The organism is Rhodococcus sp. BP-160, from assembly GCF_019836205.1.
Taxonomy (GTDB): domain Bacteria; phylum Actinomycetota; class Actinomycetes; order Mycobacteriales; family Mycobacteriaceae; genus Rhodococcoides.
The window spans coordinates 1,140,776-1,156,743 of record NZ_JABUEK010000001.1 but is presented as its reverse complement, the minus strand read 5'-3'; the positions used below and the strand labels follow the sequence as shown (position 1 = coordinate 1,156,743).

17 protein-coding genes are annotated in these 15,968 nt (G+C 67.8%); 5 read left to right on the top strand and 12 right to left on the bottom strand.

Annotated elements, in window-relative coordinates:
* The first annotated feature begins 45 nt into the window (after positions 1 to 45).
* The gene (locus tag HQ306_RS05485; RefSeq protein ID WP_222628068.1) at positions 46 to 1,896 is read left to right on the top strand and encodes a bifunctional diguanylate cyclase/phosphodiesterase; all 1,851 of its coding nucleotides are present in this window, start codon (positions 46 to 48) and stop codon (positions 1,894 to 1,896) included.
* A gap of 10 nt (positions 1,897 to 1,906) precedes the next feature.
* On the opposite strand, the gene HQ306_RS05480 is transcribed toward HQ306_RS05485, so the two are convergent.
* Together HQ306_RS05480 and HQ306_RS05475 are read right to left on the bottom strand one after the other, a co-directional pair.
* Positions 1,907 to 3,259, bottom strand: coding sequence for an MFS transporter (locus HQ306_RS05480; RefSeq protein ID WP_222628066.1), 1,353 nt, complete (start codon positions 3,257 to 3,259; stop codon positions 1,907 to 1,909).
* Positions 3,260 to 3,348: 89 nt separating this feature from the next.
* Positions 3,349 to 3,600, bottom strand: a complete 252-nt coding sequence (locus HQ306_RS05475; protein ID WP_308115490.1) for a VOC family protein — start codon at positions 3,598 to 3,600, stop codon at positions 3,349 to 3,351.
* Between the two features lie 256 nt (positions 3,601 to 3,856).
* On the opposite strand from HQ306_RS05475, the gene HQ306_RS05470 reads away from it, so the two are divergent.
* Entirely contained in the window at positions 3,857 to 4,114 is a 258-nt protein-coding gene (locus HQ306_RS05470) for a hypothetical protein (protein ID WP_222626951.1), read from the top strand.
* A gap of 117 nt (positions 4,115 to 4,231) precedes the next feature.
* Complete coding sequence (locus HQ306_RS05465) at positions 4,232 to 4,447, top strand: hypothetical protein (RefSeq protein ID WP_222628064.1); 216 nt, start codon at positions 4,232 to 4,234, stop codon at positions 4,445 to 4,447.
* Between the two features lie 44 nt (positions 4,448 to 4,491).
* On the opposite strand, the gene HQ306_RS05460 is transcribed toward HQ306_RS05465, so the two are convergent.
* The 10 genes from HQ306_RS05460 to HQ306_RS05415 all read right to left on the bottom strand — a co-directional run bounded on the left by HQ306_RS05460 (position 4,492) and on the right by HQ306_RS05415 (position 14,545).
* Positions 4,492 to 5,157 carry a response regulator transcription factor gene (locus HQ306_RS05460; RefSeq protein WP_308014254.1) on the bottom strand — a complete coding sequence of 222 codons (666 nt, stop codon included), beginning with the start codon at positions 5,155 to 5,157 and terminating at the stop codon, positions 4,492 to 4,494.
* The gene (locus HQ306_RS22540; RefSeq protein WP_222628056.1) at positions 5,154 to 6,389 is read right to left on the bottom strand and encodes a histidine kinase; all 1,236 of its coding nucleotides are present in this window, start codon (positions 6,387 to 6,389) and stop codon (positions 5,154 to 5,156) included. The genes HQ306_RS05460 and HQ306_RS22540 overlap by 4 nt, the downstream gene beginning before the upstream one ends.
* Positions 6,386 to 7,303, bottom strand: a complete 918-nt coding sequence (locus HQ306_RS05450) for a CPBP family intramembrane glutamic endopeptidase (RefSeq protein ID WP_222628054.1) — start codon at positions 7,301 to 7,303, stop codon at positions 6,386 to 6,388. The genes HQ306_RS22540 and HQ306_RS05450 overlap by 4 nt, the downstream gene beginning before the upstream one ends.
* Before the next feature lie 210 nt (positions 7,304 to 7,513).
* On the bottom strand, positions 7,514 to 8,563 hold the full coding sequence (locus HQ306_RS05445; RefSeq protein ID WP_261770258.1) for an ABC transporter substrate-binding protein: 1,050 nt from the start codon (positions 8,561 to 8,563) through the stop codon (positions 7,514 to 7,516).
* A 46-nt stretch (positions 8,564 to 8,609) separates the two neighbouring features.
* Positions 8,610 to 9,284, bottom strand: a complete 675-nt coding sequence (locus HQ306_RS05440) for a hypothetical protein (RefSeq protein ID WP_222628052.1) — start codon at positions 9,282 to 9,284, stop codon at positions 8,610 to 8,612.
* A 150-nt stretch (positions 9,285 to 9,434) separates the two neighbouring features.
* The gene (locus tag HQ306_RS05435; RefSeq protein WP_222628050.1) at positions 9,435 to 10,622 is read right to left on the bottom strand and encodes an SGNH/GDSL hydrolase family protein; all 1,188 of its coding nucleotides are present in this window, start codon (positions 10,620 to 10,622) and stop codon (positions 9,435 to 9,437) included.
* Positions 10,623 to 10,696: 74 nt separating this feature from the next.
* Positions 10,697 to 11,620 carry a class A beta-lactamase gene (bla, locus tag HQ306_RS05430; RefSeq protein WP_222628048.1) on the bottom strand — a complete coding sequence of 308 codons (924 nt, stop codon included), beginning with the start codon at positions 11,618 to 11,620 and terminating at the stop codon, positions 10,697 to 10,699.
* On the bottom strand, positions 11,617 to 11,886 hold the full coding sequence (locus tag HQ306_RS05425; RefSeq protein ID WP_027504397.1) for a metal-sensitive transcriptional regulator: 270 nt from the start codon (positions 11,884 to 11,886) through the stop codon (positions 11,617 to 11,619). Before HQ306_RS05425 ends, bla begins: the two co-directional genes overlap by 4 nt.
* Before the next feature lie 60 nt (positions 11,887 to 11,946).
* Positions 11,947 to 12,366: a DUF302 domain-containing protein gene (locus tag HQ306_RS05420; protein WP_222628046.1), complete on the bottom strand. Its 420-nt coding sequence runs from the start codon at positions 12,364 to 12,366 to the stop codon at positions 11,947 to 11,949.
* A gap of 25 nt (positions 12,367 to 12,391) precedes the next feature.
* Entirely contained in the window at positions 12,392 to 14,545 is a 2,154-nt protein-coding gene (locus HQ306_RS05415) for an MMPL family transporter (protein WP_374197694.1), read from the bottom strand.
* A 277-nt stretch (positions 14,546 to 14,822) separates the two neighbouring features.
* On the opposite strand from HQ306_RS05415, the gene HQ306_RS05410 reads away from it, so the two are divergent.
* Both HQ306_RS05410 and HQ306_RS05405 read left to right on the top strand, forming a co-directional pair.
* Complete coding sequence (locus tag HQ306_RS05410; RefSeq protein ID WP_222628044.1) at positions 14,823 to 15,254, top strand: DUF6153 family protein; 432 nt, start codon at positions 14,823 to 14,825, stop codon at positions 15,252 to 15,254.
* Between the two features lie 85 nt (positions 15,255 to 15,339).
* Positions 15,340 to 15,966: a DUF305 domain-containing protein gene (locus HQ306_RS05405; protein WP_027504393.1), complete on the top strand. Its 627-nt coding sequence runs from the start codon at positions 15,340 to 15,342 to the stop codon at positions 15,964 to 15,966.
* The last annotated feature ends 2 nt before the right edge of the window (positions 15,967 to 15,968 follow it).

Genomic DNA, 15,968 nt, shown 5'->3' with positions numbered 1-15,968 from the left:
TGGTCGAACCGACCATCGTCCCGCAGACGCCCGAACGGAGTGATGGTGACGATTCCCGCTCGTGTCCTCGCGGACGTCCTCGCGTCCCGCCGCTTCGCGCTGGCGCAGACCGCGTTGGCCAGGCTCAGCGGTCTCGCCGTCTCCGCGGACATGGAGGAGATGACGACGGCCGCGACGTCCACCGCGGCGACCCTGGTGGGGGTGGCGTCCGCGGCGCTCGCGCGGCACGAGAGTCCGGAGGATCCGTTTCTGCGCATCGACGCGGTCACCCATGTGCTGCGCACCGATGTCGAGGTGCGGTCCGGCGCGGGCTCCCTGGCCGGATTCGCTCTGGCGCAAGGTCGATTGACCGTCTGCTCGGACGGCGAGACAGAGACACGATTCGACACGTCCATCATGTCGTCGGTCGGCTTTCGCAGCGGCGCCGCAGTGCCGATCACGACGAGTGCCGGGGTGTGGGGCGCGCTGATCGTGTTCGGGGCGGAACCGAATCTGTTCGACGACACGGACATCGCGTTCCTGTCGGCGGTGGCCGGAGTGTTCTCCGCAGCGCTCGAACGCGTCGACCTCTCGCGGCTTCTCCGGGAACAGACCGATCACGATCCACTCACGGGACTTCCGGACCGCACGCGGGCCTACTCGGCGGTGGGCGATGCGTTGACTCGCGCGCGTGCGCAGGGCGACGAGGTGGCGTTGCTCCTCCTCGACGTCGACGATTTCGCGATCATCAACGACAGCCTCGGACACGACACCGGCGACCGCGCGTTGGTCCGGTTCGCCGAGCGTCTCGTCGCTGCGGTCCGAACGCGGGACGCGGTGTATCGCTTCGGAGGTGACGAGTTTCTCGTCGGCTGCGGGGGCTTCGACGACGCCCGGAACGCCGAGGATCTCGCGTTCCGTGTCACCGCTGCGCTGGCCGCGCCGCCGTCCGCGGCCGATGCCCCCATTCCGATGAGTGCCTCGATAGGTATCGCGGTGTCCGAGCCCGGCGTCACGGTGCGGGAGTTGCTACGGCGCGTCGATCTGGCGCTGCACCGCGCCAAGGACGGCGGCGGCGGAGCGCATGCCGTCTTCGACGCCGAGGACGATCACTACGACGCCGACCGCGTCCGCTCCCTGTCGGTCGACCTGCGGGCTGCCCTGGCCGAGGACGAGTTGACCCTCGCGTACCAACCCTTGGTGCACATCGCGACAGGGGAGGTGGTGTCCGTCGAAGCACTCGCACGCTGGAATCACCCGACGCTCGGGCAGATCGAGCCGTCCGAGTTCGTAGCGGTGGCCGAGCGCACCGGTCTGGCTGCGGTACTGGGGGATTGGGCGCTACGCACTGCGTGCCGCCAGGCGGCGAGATGGCGCATGGACTTCTCGATCACCGTGCGGGTGAACGTCAGCGCGCTTCAGTTGCGAGATCCGGCGTTCCCCGGCCGGGTCGCGTCGGTGCTCCGGGAGACCGGCCTACCGCCACAGGCCCTGGGGCTCGAGGTGACCGAGACGGTGTGGCTCGCCGACACCGGACGCGTCGCCCGGAACCTCACCGCGGTGACCGAGATGGGCGTCGCGCTGCTCCTCGACGACGTCGGCGCCGGTCACAGCAGCCTGGCCTACCTCGAACGGTTTCCGGTGTTCGAGTGCTTCAAGATCGACAAGGGATACATCGACGCACTCGACACCCGGCGGGGCCGCGCGGTCGTCACCGCCATCGTCGCGTTGGCCAAGGCGTACGAGATGACCGTCGTGGGGGAAGGCGTCGAGACCCGCGCGCAACTCGATGCACTCGCCGAGACGGGATGCGATCTGGCGCAGGGGTTCCTGCTCGGCAGACCCGTCGACGCCGAGCGCACCACCGCCGTGCTGGAGCTCCGTGCGCCACGGGCGGAGACGGTTCACGAGGTGTGAACCGTTCACCTCAGTCGTGCTCTGTCTCCGCGTCGGAGCGAGGGCGCGACAGATGCAGATCGTCCTCGCGAACGAGCGCCGTGGCGATGACGCTGATCACCGACGTGCCGACGAGGAAGCCGCACGCGAGCCAGGGTGACCCGCTCGCCGCGGCGATCAGTGCGGTGAGAACGAGAGGCGTCACGCCCGAGGCGTAGATCCCGGAGAACTGGTAGACCACGGACAGGCCGGTGTAGCGGATCTCGGTCGGATACAGGCTCGCGTACAGCGTGCCCTGTGCTCCGTAGAAGGTGGCGTGGACGATGCCGAACACCACGACCAGTCCGAGTCCGAAGAGCCACAGGCTGCCCGTGTCGAAGAGGGCGAACACGGGAAACACGGCCAGCCCGTAGGCCGCGATGCCGGTGATGTACACACGCTTGGCGCCCACCCTGTCCACGAGCACCCCGGACACCGGGATGAGCACCGCCATCACCACTGCCGCCACGGTGACCACGAGCAGGACCGAGACCTTGTCGAACTTCAGTTGTGTCGTCGCGTAGGTGATGGCGAAGACACCCCACGTGTTGAAGGCGGCACCCTCGCCCCATCGCGACAGCAGTCCGAGGACGGTGCTTCGCGCATGGCGCCGTGCGAACACCTCCTTGATCGGTGCGCTCGATCGCTGCTGGAGTTCCGACACCTCGCGGAACGCCGGCGTCTCCTCCACCTTCAGGCGCACGACCAGACCGACGATCACCAGAACGAGACTGACGAGGAACGCGATGCGCCAGCCGTAGGAGAGGAATTGCTCTTCGTCGAAGATCACCTGCAGCAGGGCGAACATTCCGGTGCCCAACGCGAGGCCGAGCGCGAGACCCACCTGCGGGATGCTTCCGAACAATCCACGCCGACGCGCCGGGCTGTGCTCGACGGCCAGAAGCACGGCCCCGGCCCACTCGCCGCCGAGAGCGAAACCCTGTGCGATGCGCAACAGCAACAACAGAATCGGAGCCAGCAGACCGACGTCCTCGGTCGTCGGCAGGACGCCCATCAGGGTGGTCGCCACACCCATGATCAGCATCGACAACGCCAGTGTCTTCTTGCGGCCGATACGGTCTCCGAAGTATCCGAAGACGACTCCACCGATGGGGCGCACCACGAATCCGACGGCGAAGGTGGCGAAAGACAGCATGGTGCCGACGAAGGACGACTGATCCGGGAAGAACAGGCGATTGAACACCACACTCGCCGCCGTGGCGTAGAGGAAGAAGTCGTACCACTCGACGGTGGTGCCGAGGAGGCTCGACGCCACGACCGTGCGAAGGCGCTTGCGCCGGTCGGCATCGGGTTCGTACAAGGCCGCGACGGTGAGGACAGTCATGTCTTCCGACATTGACGTACGTGGTGCCTCGCCGTCACCCCTTGCGCTCGAGGTGATCCGAACGTCTCCCGGGATACGGCACCGCGCGGTCAGTACACCGTCCGGAAACCGCCTATCAGGGTGATGACGTTGCCGTCGGGATCGGTGATCGGCGCGAGTCGAACTCCGTTGGTGGCGTCCGTGGTGTCGCCGACTGTGAGTCCGCGGCCCGCGAGCTCGGTGGTGTGAGCATCGAGGTCGTCGACGGCGAGGTTCGACCGCGTCCGGCCGGCCAGGTCGGCATCGAGGAACACCTGTATCCACGCCCCCGGCACGACCTGCCACTCGATCAGACCCGGCATGGGGTTGTTGTCGGTTCGCGTCCCAGCAGGCGCGTGTACCACTCGCGTGCGACATCGATGTCGTGCACGGGTACGACGGTCAGTACGTGGTCGATCATGGGCTCGTCCTCTCGTCGCGTGTCACTGATGTGGACCTTGGAAAGATCGAGAACTCATCGATGGTGTGGGCGTGACACGCGATCCGGTGCAGCCGGCAGTGCTGTACACGGTTCACTGCACCAGGTCGTGCCGGGTCGCGAGTACGGTCGAACGATCGATGACAGGGAGGCGAACCGGGGTGGCGGACGAATCCGACGTGGCGCAGGCGAGGGTGTTCCTGACGGCGCTCGGCGCCGAGATCGCTGCCGTCACGGTCCAGTTGGAGGATGCTCGTCGGCTCGCCGCCGAGGCCCGGTCTCGAGGGAACGCGCCCCTGGGGGCATGGCACGAGCAGCAGGTCGCGGCGCACAAGAAGATGTTGCGGGAGCTGCACCGTCAGACACACAATCTGCGCACCCGATTCGCAGTGACCTGACCCGCTCCGGCGCATCTGATCCATGCCGAACGGCCCGCAGATGTTCCCCCGCACCATTGATCAGTGGCATCGGCAGCGACAGACCGACATGGTGACGGGATGACGTACGGTCGAGGAGTGAGGACACAATTGGGACGTCTGGACCGTCGCACCCGCACAGCACTCGGCGGGCCCGGGCTCGCGGTGGTCGCGGTTGCAGCGCTCCTCGTCTTCGGCGCCGTGGTCGTCGCACAGACCGTGGACCCTGGTGCGACGGCCGTCGTGGCCGTCCTTGCGCTCGTTGCGCTGGTCATCAATCTCGCAGGGGCCCGTCGGCGATCACGACAGCGCTGACCCACAGGCGTGCGGTCCTCGTCGACCTGACAATGGCCGGGGTGCTACTCGTTCACGTCGACGATCTTGTTCTGGTAAGCCCACACCACTGCTTGCAGGCGTGACCGCACTCCCAACTTCGGAAGCATCCGTGCCAGATGCGATTTGACCGTCGACACCTCGACGAACAACGCCCGAGAGATGTCGTCGTTCGACATGCCCTGGGCGAGCAGGCGCAGGATGTCCTGCTCGCGGTCGGTGAGGATTCCGTCGGCGCGTGCCGTGGTGACGGGTCGTAGCGCTCGTCGGCGTGCGAACTCCTGCATGATCCGCCGCGTCAGCGCCTGGTCCAGGGTGCCCTGTCCGGCGGCGACTCGCCGCACTGCGTCGACGATCACCTCCGGGTCCGCGTCCTTGAGCAGGAAGCCTGAGGCGCCGGCCTCCAGTGCGCCGAACACGTAGTCGTCCAGGTCGAACGTCGTCAGAATCAGTACAGGAGTGGGGTTCTGGACATCCGGGCCGCACAACAACCGCGTCGCCTCGATGCCATCGGTACCTGGCATCCGGATATCGAGGCACGCGATGTCCGGCGCCAGATCTCGGGTCAGGCGTACCGCCTCGGCGCCGTCGGACGCGACTCCGACCACGTCGATGTCCGCTTCGGATCCGAGCAAGGCCGAGAGGCCGGCGCGGACGAGCGGCTGGTCGTCCGCGAGCACGAGTCGAATCACGTGTGCTCCCCATCGTTGTCGGGCTCGCGCGGAAGCTGGAGCGTCACGGTCCATCGCCCGTCGGCGGTAGGGCCGTGGTGCACGTGTCCGCCGACGAGCACGGCGCGTTCGCGCATGCCGATCAATCCGAATCCTTCCTGTCGTGGCGCGGTCCCCGCCGACTGTCGCATCGGGTTGGACACCGTCACCGTCACCGCACTCGGGTCCGCGGCACTGACCTCGACGACACAGGGCGACCCCGGGGCATGCCGCACTGCGTTGGTGAGGGATTCCTGCACCATGCGGAACGCGACCAGCTGAGCCAGTGGCCCGACACGCTCGCCCAGAGCCTCGAGATCCGTCAGACCGACCAGGCGCAGCTCGACGTCCAGACCCGAGGCGCGTCTGCGGCCGACGAGATGGTCGATCGAGCCCAGAGTCTCGACCGAACGCTCCGTGGAGGCAGTGTCCTCGCGCAGCAGGCCGACCAACTGACGCAGATCGTCCAGTACCGCCCGCGCCTGGACACGGATCTCGTCGGCCGATCTCCTGGCCGTGTCCGGATCACTCTCGATCTGGCGCCCGACAGCCGCCGCCATCACGGCTATCCCCGACAGGTGGTGCGCCGCGATGTCGTGGAGTTCCCGCGCCATCGCAGCACGCTCGCCCGCGATGGCGGCGCTCACTCGCGCATCCCGTTCCCCTTCGGCGGCGCGCAATACCCTGGCGTGTGCGACCCGGGCGTCTCGGCGGGCGGCCACCACCGATCCGACGAGAACGGGCAGCCCGATCACGGTGGCCGTCTGCAGTACCGATTGGATCAGCCCGGAGGCGAGGCCCGAACCGTCGAGGGACGTCCGGTTCACGACATCGCTCAGCAGAACCGCCGCGGCGGCCGACACCATCGCGGGCATCGATGTCCGTAGCGACGAGCGCGAGACCATGAGGTACACGGCCACCATCACGGCGAGCGAGGTGACGCTGAACAGTGCGGTCGGCGCGAGGCCCGCGACGAGCAGAGGTGTCACGGCGACGGTGGCGACCACCACCCGTGGATGCCGCGCAGTCCACGCCAGTGCGATCGCCTGACCCGTAAGCACGAGGGCGAGCACCCACCAGGCCCTGCCTCCGACCGGAGACAGGGCCATCGACGGGTCGAGTGGGACGAGGGTCGCCACACCCACGGCAACGGCCCAGCAGACCACACCGACCGCGATGTCCACGCCGCGTCGCGAGCGGGGGAGAGCGATCACGAAAGCGATTGTAGGTGGGCCGGGTTCGTGCGACTCGAGTCCACGCCGAGACGCCCGCGGGTGACGACGACCAGCGCGACCGCAGCCACGCTCGCGGTCACGGCCATCACCTCCATCGCGCGCTGGGTGTCGAGAGTCGGAAACATGTCCGTCCACATGACGGACGCGAACGTGTTGACGCTGACGTGCATGAGCATCGACACGGGCAGGCTCTGACCGGTGCTGTTGAACACCCACGACATGACGACGTTGAAGGCGCAGCAGAAGACGAGGAACACGAGGGGTTCGGTCCAGTGCGCGTCCGGCCACCCACCCCACTCGGTGAAGAACAGCGGAAGGTGCCACGCGCCCCAGAGGGGTCCGAGAATCATCGCTGCACCCAGCGGACCGAATCGTGTCTGCAGGCGAGGGAGTGCGAAATCGCGCCAGCCCGGTTCTTCGGCAAGCCCGGTGGTGATCATCTGCAGGAACAACATAGGTATGTAGGCCATGATCGCGACCGTGGAGGGCGCCGCGATCTGCCCCCCGGAGAACGCCGCGCCTGCGACGATCATGACCGCCGGCACGGAGAGCAGGGCGACCGCATACCAGCGCGCGCTCACACGCCACCGGAACAGACGACCGGCCCACACCCGCAGACCTGCCCGACCGTCCACGACCGCGGTGACCACGAGTGCCGAGAAGATGGGACCCAGGTAGGCGCCGGGCAACATGCCGGTCAGCTGACTGGATCCGAAGACGCTGGGAAATGTGTAGTGCCATACGCCGGTTCCGTTGTGGGACAGAATGTACGGAAGCCAGGCGAGCCAACTCAGCGCATTCGCGAGGGTGAAGAAGCTCAGAAGCGGATACCGGCGAATCAGTCCGCGGAGGCCGACGTGTCCTTCCGTCGGTGGAGAGGTCGTGAGGGTCATGGTGGTGGTCCTTTCGTCCGAGTGCTGTCACTCGAGAACGCTAGGGACCACGCAGTACGACATCGAGAGGCGAAAGGTGGCACCGCCGACATTCATCCGAAAGGTGCAACCGCCGGTTCAGGGTCGTCTCGTCGCCACCGCCGACTCGTTGGTCGCACCCGTAGCCGGCCGACCGGCCAGTGCGCGACCTCGACTCGCTCCGGTGGCTCGTCACCGCTCCGCTGCGTCGACCGCCGTCGCCAAGCCGTCGACGAGAGTCGGGAGGAAGTAGGGAATCGTCAGTGCCGTCGGGCCGATGGCGGCCCCGGCTTCCTGGCCGACGAATCCGGCGACGGCACCTGCCGCCACAGCGGGGATCTGCCGCGACACGTCGGATGACAGGAACTCCCGGAGTGCCGCGTCCGTGTCCACCTGTGTGAAGACGACAGAGGCATCGATTCGGGAGATCTCCTCGGACGACACCGCGGTCGAGAACGTGGAATCACCGGTCGCCAGTTCGGTGACGGACGGATCGGACGTGAATCCCAGGTTCTCGAGCAACTCGACGCGCGGGTCCGAGGGAAGCAGGAGGTAGTAGACGTCCTGCGCCTCGGACACGTAGGCGATGGTTCGGTCTCGGAACTCGGGGTGTCCTGCGCCGGCATCGACGACCTGCTGGTCCAGTTCTGACACGAGTTCCGTTGCCTCGACGCTTTTTCCGAGAACCTCACCGGTGACACCGATCGTGTCTCGCCACGGAGTCGACCAGAGCTCGGACGGCGGTGCGACCACGGGAATGCCGGCCGATGTGACCGCGTCGTACTCGCTCCGAGTGAGGCCGGAATGTGGTGCCAGCAGGACGTCGGGGTCGGCTGCGACGAGCTTCTCGACCGACAGGGGACCCAAAACGTCGTCCAGGAGAGCCGGTGCCTCACCGCCGTTCCGGGCGATCGACTCGGCGATCCACGGGTACGTCAGGTCGTCACCGCCGCCGTACGTGGTCGACGGCATGGCCACCGGCATCACCCCGAGAGCCAGCACGGCATCCGTGGCGCCGGCACCCCAGGTGGCCACGCGGGCGGGTGTCGAGTCGAGGACAGTCTCGCCGTACATGTGCCGCAACGTCTTCGGGAACGACGCATCGGCGGTCGTCGCCGAACCGGGGTCAGCGGGGTCCGACGAGCTGCAGCCGACGAGGTGCGCGGTCACCGCCACGGCGGCGATGAGAACTGTGATCGAGCGTCGCGTCCATCGTGGAACGCTGCCGGGAATACGCATCATGCCTTGATGCTAAGGGTAGGCTGCCCTTATGACGCAATCAACCAGGTCAGGTGCCGGTTCCCCGTCGCCCGACTGAATCGACGATGACCCGTGCCTGCGCCACCGACGAGCGCCCGTGAGAATCAGCGACCGCGCGCAGAAGTGCGGATGCGGCGGATACGGAAAGCTCGTGCCTGGCGGCCATCATTCCGATCGCCGTGTGCACCACGTCGGTGTCGGGGCCGGGCTGTGCACCGTTCTCGGCGGCGAAGTCGGTGGCGCACAGAGTGCCGAGAGAGTGCGCCAGTCGGCCGAGAGGGCCGTCGAGCTCCGTCGACCACCCTCGACCTCTCCAGGTGCGTCGGTGAAGTTGCAAGGTTCCCGACGGTCGGGCGCGGGGGCCCACAGGGAACACCCGTAGCCACCCGACGCCCAGGACGCTCAGGGCGCCGGTCACCTGCGGCCACCGCAGGCGATCGAGTGAATCCTCCACCGCGGCATTGTGGACCGCACCGTCGGCGAGAGCGTCGACGACCGGACCGAGCCCGATTGCCTGGAGTTCCCGTGCGACGCGGGCCGCCGTCGCGTCTGTCACGTGCGCGACATTCTGCACCGACCAGTCGCCGGGCGGGACCAGAACCAGGGCGGCGCCGTCGGCGCCCGTCAGATCGACACAGACATCCACGATGTCGGTGATAATCGACGTGCGAAGCCCGCCGTCGTGGTTCCCCGCGCTCACCATCGAGGGTGGTTGTCCCTTCTGGTTGCGCGAACGACTGCAACGCGCCCACTGGTCATGGTGAACGAGTGGCACCCGGGCCGCCGCGACTCCACACACCGTCCGGCAACTCGTCGACGCCCGAGGTGGCGGCGGATCCGGCCGTAGCCACCGTCACCCTCTCGACGCGTCGTCGGGCACGTCGTCTGTCGTCGTCGGCGCGAACGGCCCTGACGGGCCGAAGGCGATGTCCGCGAAACGCTGTCCCATGACGGCGTGGGCGTCGGTGTCGGGATGCAGGTTGTCCGGAAGTGGGTGGCGCCGTTCGTCGTCCTCGCCGAAGAGCAGCAGTCCGTCGAGGTGGTGGAGGTTCGGGTCGTCCGATCGACTGTCGACGATCTGAGCGAGCGCGTCACGGATCACGCGAAGTGTCAGGCGTCCGAGCGCGATGTCGCCCTCCGTGCCCGTCGCGCGAAATCTCGCGGAGCCGGCGGCGAACGAGTCGGGATCGATCGCCCCGGGTCCCGGAGTGTTCTCGTGGATCGCGCAGTGGATCGGCGAGATCAGCAGCAGCGGTGTGGTCGGGTGCCCGTCGCGGACGGTGTCGAGGAACCCGTGAACTGCGGGAACGAACGAACGAAGGCGCATTGCATCGAGGTTGACGACGTTGATGCCCAGCTTGACGCTGATGACGTCCGCGGGGGAGTCCCGCACGACGCGAGCCATGAACGGATCGACGAAGGCGCTGCCCCCGAAACCCAGGTTGCGCAGCCGAACGCCGGCACGACGGGCCGCGACGACAGGCCAGATGCGCGTGGGGCTCGCGGCGTTGGATCCCTGGCTGATCGAGCTGCCGTGGTGCAGCCACCTCGGTCCGCTCGTCGGCGCCGGGTGCAGAACGGCATCAGCGGACAGCGAGACCAGATCCACCTGTTCGTTGTGGGGGAGCCAGATCTCGACCGTCTTCTCCCCGGCCGGCAGATCGGTGAGGGTGATGCGTTCCGTCGTTCCCGGGTGGACCGTGCTCGTCCCGGTGGTCGGATCGATCTCGACGGTGTCACCGCCCGAGAGCACGTGCGACTGAAGAATCGAGTCGTTCACCACCACGTCGACGGCGCCCCGGTCGCGCATCACACCCCGGTAGGTCATGCGCGTGGTGTGGACCTCGAGGACCATCTGGACGGCGGTCGTGCGCGCGGCGATACGCACTCCGGACGGTTGCGCCTCCATCATCGCGAGCTGCGGGTCCGCATCGCGTTGCCGGACGGCACGGGGGAGCCGGTGTGGGCGCACGCCCCGATCCACGCGTTCGAGCTCGGCTGCACCGAGGACGATGTCGTCGTCGAGTGGTGCGGTGATCATACTTTCCGAGACTACCTAACGGTGTTCAGGGGCTACCTAACGGTGTTCAGGGGCTACCTAACGGTGTTCAGGGGCTACCGAACGGTGTTCAGGACGACCGCGGCGCTCTCGCTCACCGCGGCGTCCTCGTACGGTGCCGAGGCGTCGTTCTTCCGTGTCAGCACCGTCAGTACCAGCGGGGGACGGCCGGGTGGTGTGACGACGGCGATGTCGTTCCGCACGGCCCCGGCGCCACCCGACTTGTCGGCCACCGTCCATCCGCTCGGCGCCCCCGCGCGGACGAGTGCGTCGCCCGTGGCGTTCCCGCTCATCCACTCGGCCAGGGTCGCTGCGTCGGCATCGGTCGACGAGCCGGCACCCCGCAGTGCGGCCAGACTCGTCGTGAACGCGTCGGCGGTGGTGGTGTTTCCGGTGCTGTCGGGTCCGACCGTGTTGAGGCCCGGCTCCACGTCGACGATGTCCGTGACATCGTCGCCGAGTCGGGACAGAGCCGCATCGAGCTCTGCGGGACCGCCGATTTGGTCGAACACGAGGTTGGTCGCCGTGTTGTCGCTCTCCCGCACGGCCGCTTCAGCCAACTCGGCCGCCGTGAGTCCGGTGTCCAGACGTGCCGTGGTCACCGGTGAATATCCCGCGCGCTCGATGTCGGCCGCGGTCCACCTCACGAGGTCGTCCCGAGCGTCCTCAGGGGTTCGTCGCAGGAACTCGGCTGCCAGGAACACCTTCACTGTCGAAGCGAAACCGAAGCGTTCGGCTCCGCGATATCTGATCGTCTCGCCGGTCCCGGTGTTCAGGAGGCTGACACCCACTGTCACGTCGTAGCGCTCCTCGACAGCCTGCAGTCCGGTCGAGACGTCGTCGCGCTCTGCTCGACTCGACGTGGAAGCCGGCGAGACGGGCACACCGCCCGAGGGAGCGCACGCGGTGAGGGCCAGGGCGACGACAGCGAGCGCGACGCGCGGTCGGGCCGCCGTGTGCAGGAGTGCTCGTCTCGTCACGCGAGTGCGAGGAACAGCTTCTCGAGTTCCGCCTCGGTCATGGGTTCCTTGTTGTCGGCGGTGGCACCGGTCATACATTCGCGCAGGCCGGTGGCGACGATCTTGAACCCTGCCCTGTCGAGCGCGCGCGAGACGGCGGCGAGCTGGGTGACGACCTCCTTGCAGTCGCGGCCGTTCTCGATCATCGAGATGACCCCGGTGAGTTGGCCGTTGGCGCGCCGGAGTCGGTTGAGTACCAGTGCGATGCTGTCGTCGTCGCCGACCATGATGAACTCCTGTCAGAACTGCCGTGAGCTGTCGATGGTACCCCCGGGGGCATCAGAGCCTCAGTGTCCGGCTGCCGGTTCGGCGGCGAGCGTGGCGATGGCAGCGCGGAGCTTGATCGCTGCGTCGTGGGCGACGTCGCCGAGCGCCGGCACTCCGGTCGCCTGGACCATGATGTCGGGGTTCATGGCGTCGACGATGATCGCGTCCGCGTTGTCCGGGTCTTCGCGGACGACGACGTTGCAGGGGAGCAGCAGGCCGATCTGTCGCATGACGCCGACGGCGCGGTGGGCCAGGGGTGGGTTGCACGCGCCGAGGATCAGGTAGCGCTCCATGTCCTCACCGAGCTTGGCCTTCAGGGTGGCCTGCATGTCGATCTCGGTGAGCACACCGAAACCCTGCTCTGCCAGCGCGTCTCGCGTGCGCCGGACGGCGGTGTCGAAGTCTGTGTCGGTCAGGGTAGCGGTCAGAGCGATGGTCACGAGTGTCGTCCTTCGGTCGGGGGTGTCAGTGGGAGAAGCTGATGGACGGGAGGGCCTTGCGGAGCCAGGCCGGTGACCACCAGGCGGCGGAGCCGGTCAGGCGCAGCAGGACGGGTAGCAGGATCAACCGGATGAGCACCGCGTCGAGAAGCACGGCGACACCGAGGATGATGCCCATCTCCTTCGGCGGGAGCGGGTCTGCGAGGGCGAAGGTGAAGAACACCGCCACCATCACCGCGGCCGCGGCGAAGATGACCCGTCCGGAGTGGGCGAGACCGTCGATCATCGCCGTCGTCGCGTCGCCGGTGCGCTCGACGTGCTCCTTGGCGGTGGCGAGGAGGAACACGGTGTAGTCCATGGCGATGGCGAAGATCATCGCGAAGAAGAACACCGGTCCCCAGCCGTTCAGGAAGCCCTGCGGAGTGAAGCCGAGCAGCGAGGCGCCGTGCCCGTCCTGGAAGATCAGCTTCGCAACGCCGAACGCGGCGGCGGTGGAGAGCAGGCTGACCGCGGTGCCCAGGAACGCGATCAAGGGTGCCTGCAGTGCGACGAGGAGCAGCACGAACCCGAGGATCAGGATGATCGTGACGACGAGCGGCAGATAGTCGTTCAGGGCCTGCTGCAGGTCGAGGTTCTCCGCGGGTGCGCCGCCGACCAGCGCCGACTCCGGCAGTTCGCCGCGCAGGTCGGCGAGGATGGTGCCCATCGACTCGTCGGAGGGGTCGACCGCCGGAATCGCTTGCAGGAGTGCGTAGCCGGAGCCGTCGGCGGCGGGTTGCGGTGGGGTGACCATGGCGATGCCGGACACCTGCGCCGCGGCGGCGGCCGTGTCTGCGGAGTCGGTGTCAGAGACGACGATCTGCAGTGCGCCGGGGGCTCCGTCGCCGAACTGCTGCTGGACGAGGGCGTAGCCCTGCCGCACGGGCGCGTCCTCGGGGACGACGGAGATCGACGGCATCGCGACCTTCAGGCCGAGAACAGGCAGCGCCAGTGCGACGAGGACGCCGATCGAGGCGAGCGCGAACGGCCACGGGTGCTTGTGCAGGAGAGCGCCCCACGCGGCGAACACCGACGAGCGGTGCTGCTGGCGCTTGGCGTACGGGAGGGACGCGGCGTCGACCTTCGGTCCGAGCGCGCCGAGGGCCGCGGGGAGCAGGGTGAGGGTGGCGAGCAGGACGAAGGTGACGGCGAGCATGATGCCGACGGCCATGGTCCGCACTGCGGGGGCGGGGACGATCAGCACGGCGGACAGGCTGACGAGGACGGTGAGTCCGGACAGGACCACGGCTTTGCCGGCGGTGTCCATGGTCTCGGCGACGGCCGCGCGGGGATCGCGGGAGCGCAGGGCGTCGCGGAAGCGGGCGACGAGGAACAGTGCGTAGTCGATGCCGAGTGCGAGGGCGAACATCATGGCGAAGTTCATGGCCCACACCGAGATCGGGGTGATCTCGTTGAGCAGGACCAGCCCGCCGGCGGAGGCGACGAGACCGGCGATGGTCAAGAGCAGCGGGAGTCCGGCGGCGACGAGCGAGCCGAACGCGAGGACCATGATGGCGAGGGTGACGGGCCAGGAGATGAGTTCGGCCTGGATCATCGCGTCGTGGTTGGCCTTGTTGAAGTCCGACCACAGCGCCGACGCTCCGGTGGGGTAGACCTCGACACCGTCGCCGGAGAGTGCGGTGAGCTGGTCCTTGACGTCGTCGACGGCGGTGACCATCTCGTCGGTGGTGCCGTCGGCGCCGGCGATGAGGATGCCGGTGAGTCCGTCCGGGCTGATCGTCATCCCCGGCTGCGGGGGCACGATCTCACCGAAACGCGGGTCCGCGTTCAGGATGTCGGTCGCGCCGGTGAGCGCGGCGGTCGCTTCCGGGTCGCTCAGCGCACCGGAGTCGCTGTGGACGACGACCTGCACCGCGGCGGAAGAGTTGCCGCCGAAGTGTTCCTCGGCCAGCTCGCGGACCTGCACCGATTCCGATCCGTTCGCCTGCCACCCGGCGCCGGCGAGGGACGAGAACACCGACGGTGCAGCGGATCCGAGGGCGATCAGCAGAATCAGCCAAGTGCCGAAGACCCAGCGGCGGCGGGTGACCATGGCCGCGCCCCACCGGCCGAGGCGGCCGGGGGCGCTGTCGTGGTGGTCGCCGGGCCGGGATTCGGCGACGGTGTCGGACTGGGACACGATGGACTCCTATACGGGTGGGGGTATCTGAGCGGCCTGGATCGGCCATCGTCGAGAAGTGGTGTGAGGGTGTGCTCAGCGGTGGAACTGTGAGCATTCGGCAAGGGGGCCCACAGGACACCCCTTCCGCGTTCGATCCGCTGTACTGCGCACACCGTGTCACATACGAGGGGGGGTATGCAAGTACCCCCTGGGGTATCTGACCGAGGTTGCCGGGTTTCGGTGCGACGACCGCCCGACTTACCCCCAGGGGGTACTCGTCGGTACGCTGGGGCCCGTGTTGCACAGTCTTCGGCAGCGACGTTCGCTGACCCTCGCTGTGCCGATGGCCTGGTGGGCCGTCTCGATCGCACTGGGCGTGGTGCTGATGCACATGGTGGTGCCCGTCCAGACCGCCACGGCCCATGAAGCGATGCCGAACCACCACGCGTCGATGGACGCGGAGGTCCACGCTGACGCCGCCACGCACATCGCGGAGCCCGGTCCGGCGGCGGAGCGACTGCCGTGTCCCGGCGGTCACGACATGATGCATCCGTGCATCGGGACGGTCACCTTGTTCCCGCCGATGTCGGTCCCGATCGGGGCCGTCGAGTGCCTGCCGGCGCTCGATGACGCATCCGACCGTGTCGTCGTGATCGTCGCCCGCGCAGGTCGAGCTCCACCATGGGCGCTGTCCTCGCTGGACGACTCGGTACTTCTGCGGGTGTGACGGGGAGCCCGGGGCAGTGATGCCCCGGCGGATCGCACGTCGATTCAGACCCCTTTTCCGTTCGACACACCTCAGGAGTACGCCCATGCATGTCAAGAACACGACAGTCACCACACTCGCCGCTGCCGCGATCGGAGTCGCCCTCGTCGCCGGTTGTGGCGACGACGGGTCGTCCGCGTCGATGGAGGGCCACTCGATGGGTTCCTCGTCCATGGAGTCCGCGCCGTCTCAGGATCCCGCTGCGGACTTCGCCGACGCCGACGTCGCGTTCGCATCGATGATGTACCCGCACCATGCTCAGGCTGTCGAGATGGCCTCCATGGTCGACGGGCGTTCCACGAACCCGGACGTGGTCACGCTCGCCGACGAGATCGCGGACGCGCAGGGACCCGAGATGGACCAGTTGGCCTCATGGCTGGCGGAGTGGGGTCAGCCGTCTCCGTCGGCAACGCCCGACGACATGCAGGGCATGGACCACGGGTCAGGGAGCGGAATGATGAGTTCGCAGGACATGGCCTCCCTGACGGCCTTGTCCGGCGACGAGTTCGACCAGCGGTGGCTGACGATGATGATCGACCATCATCGAGGTGCGGTCGCCATGGCGGAGACGGAGATCGAAGAGGGCTCGAACGACGACGCGGTCGCGATGGCTCGCACGATCGTCGACACGCAGAACGCCGAGATCGCCAGGATGGAACAACTTCTCGGTTGACC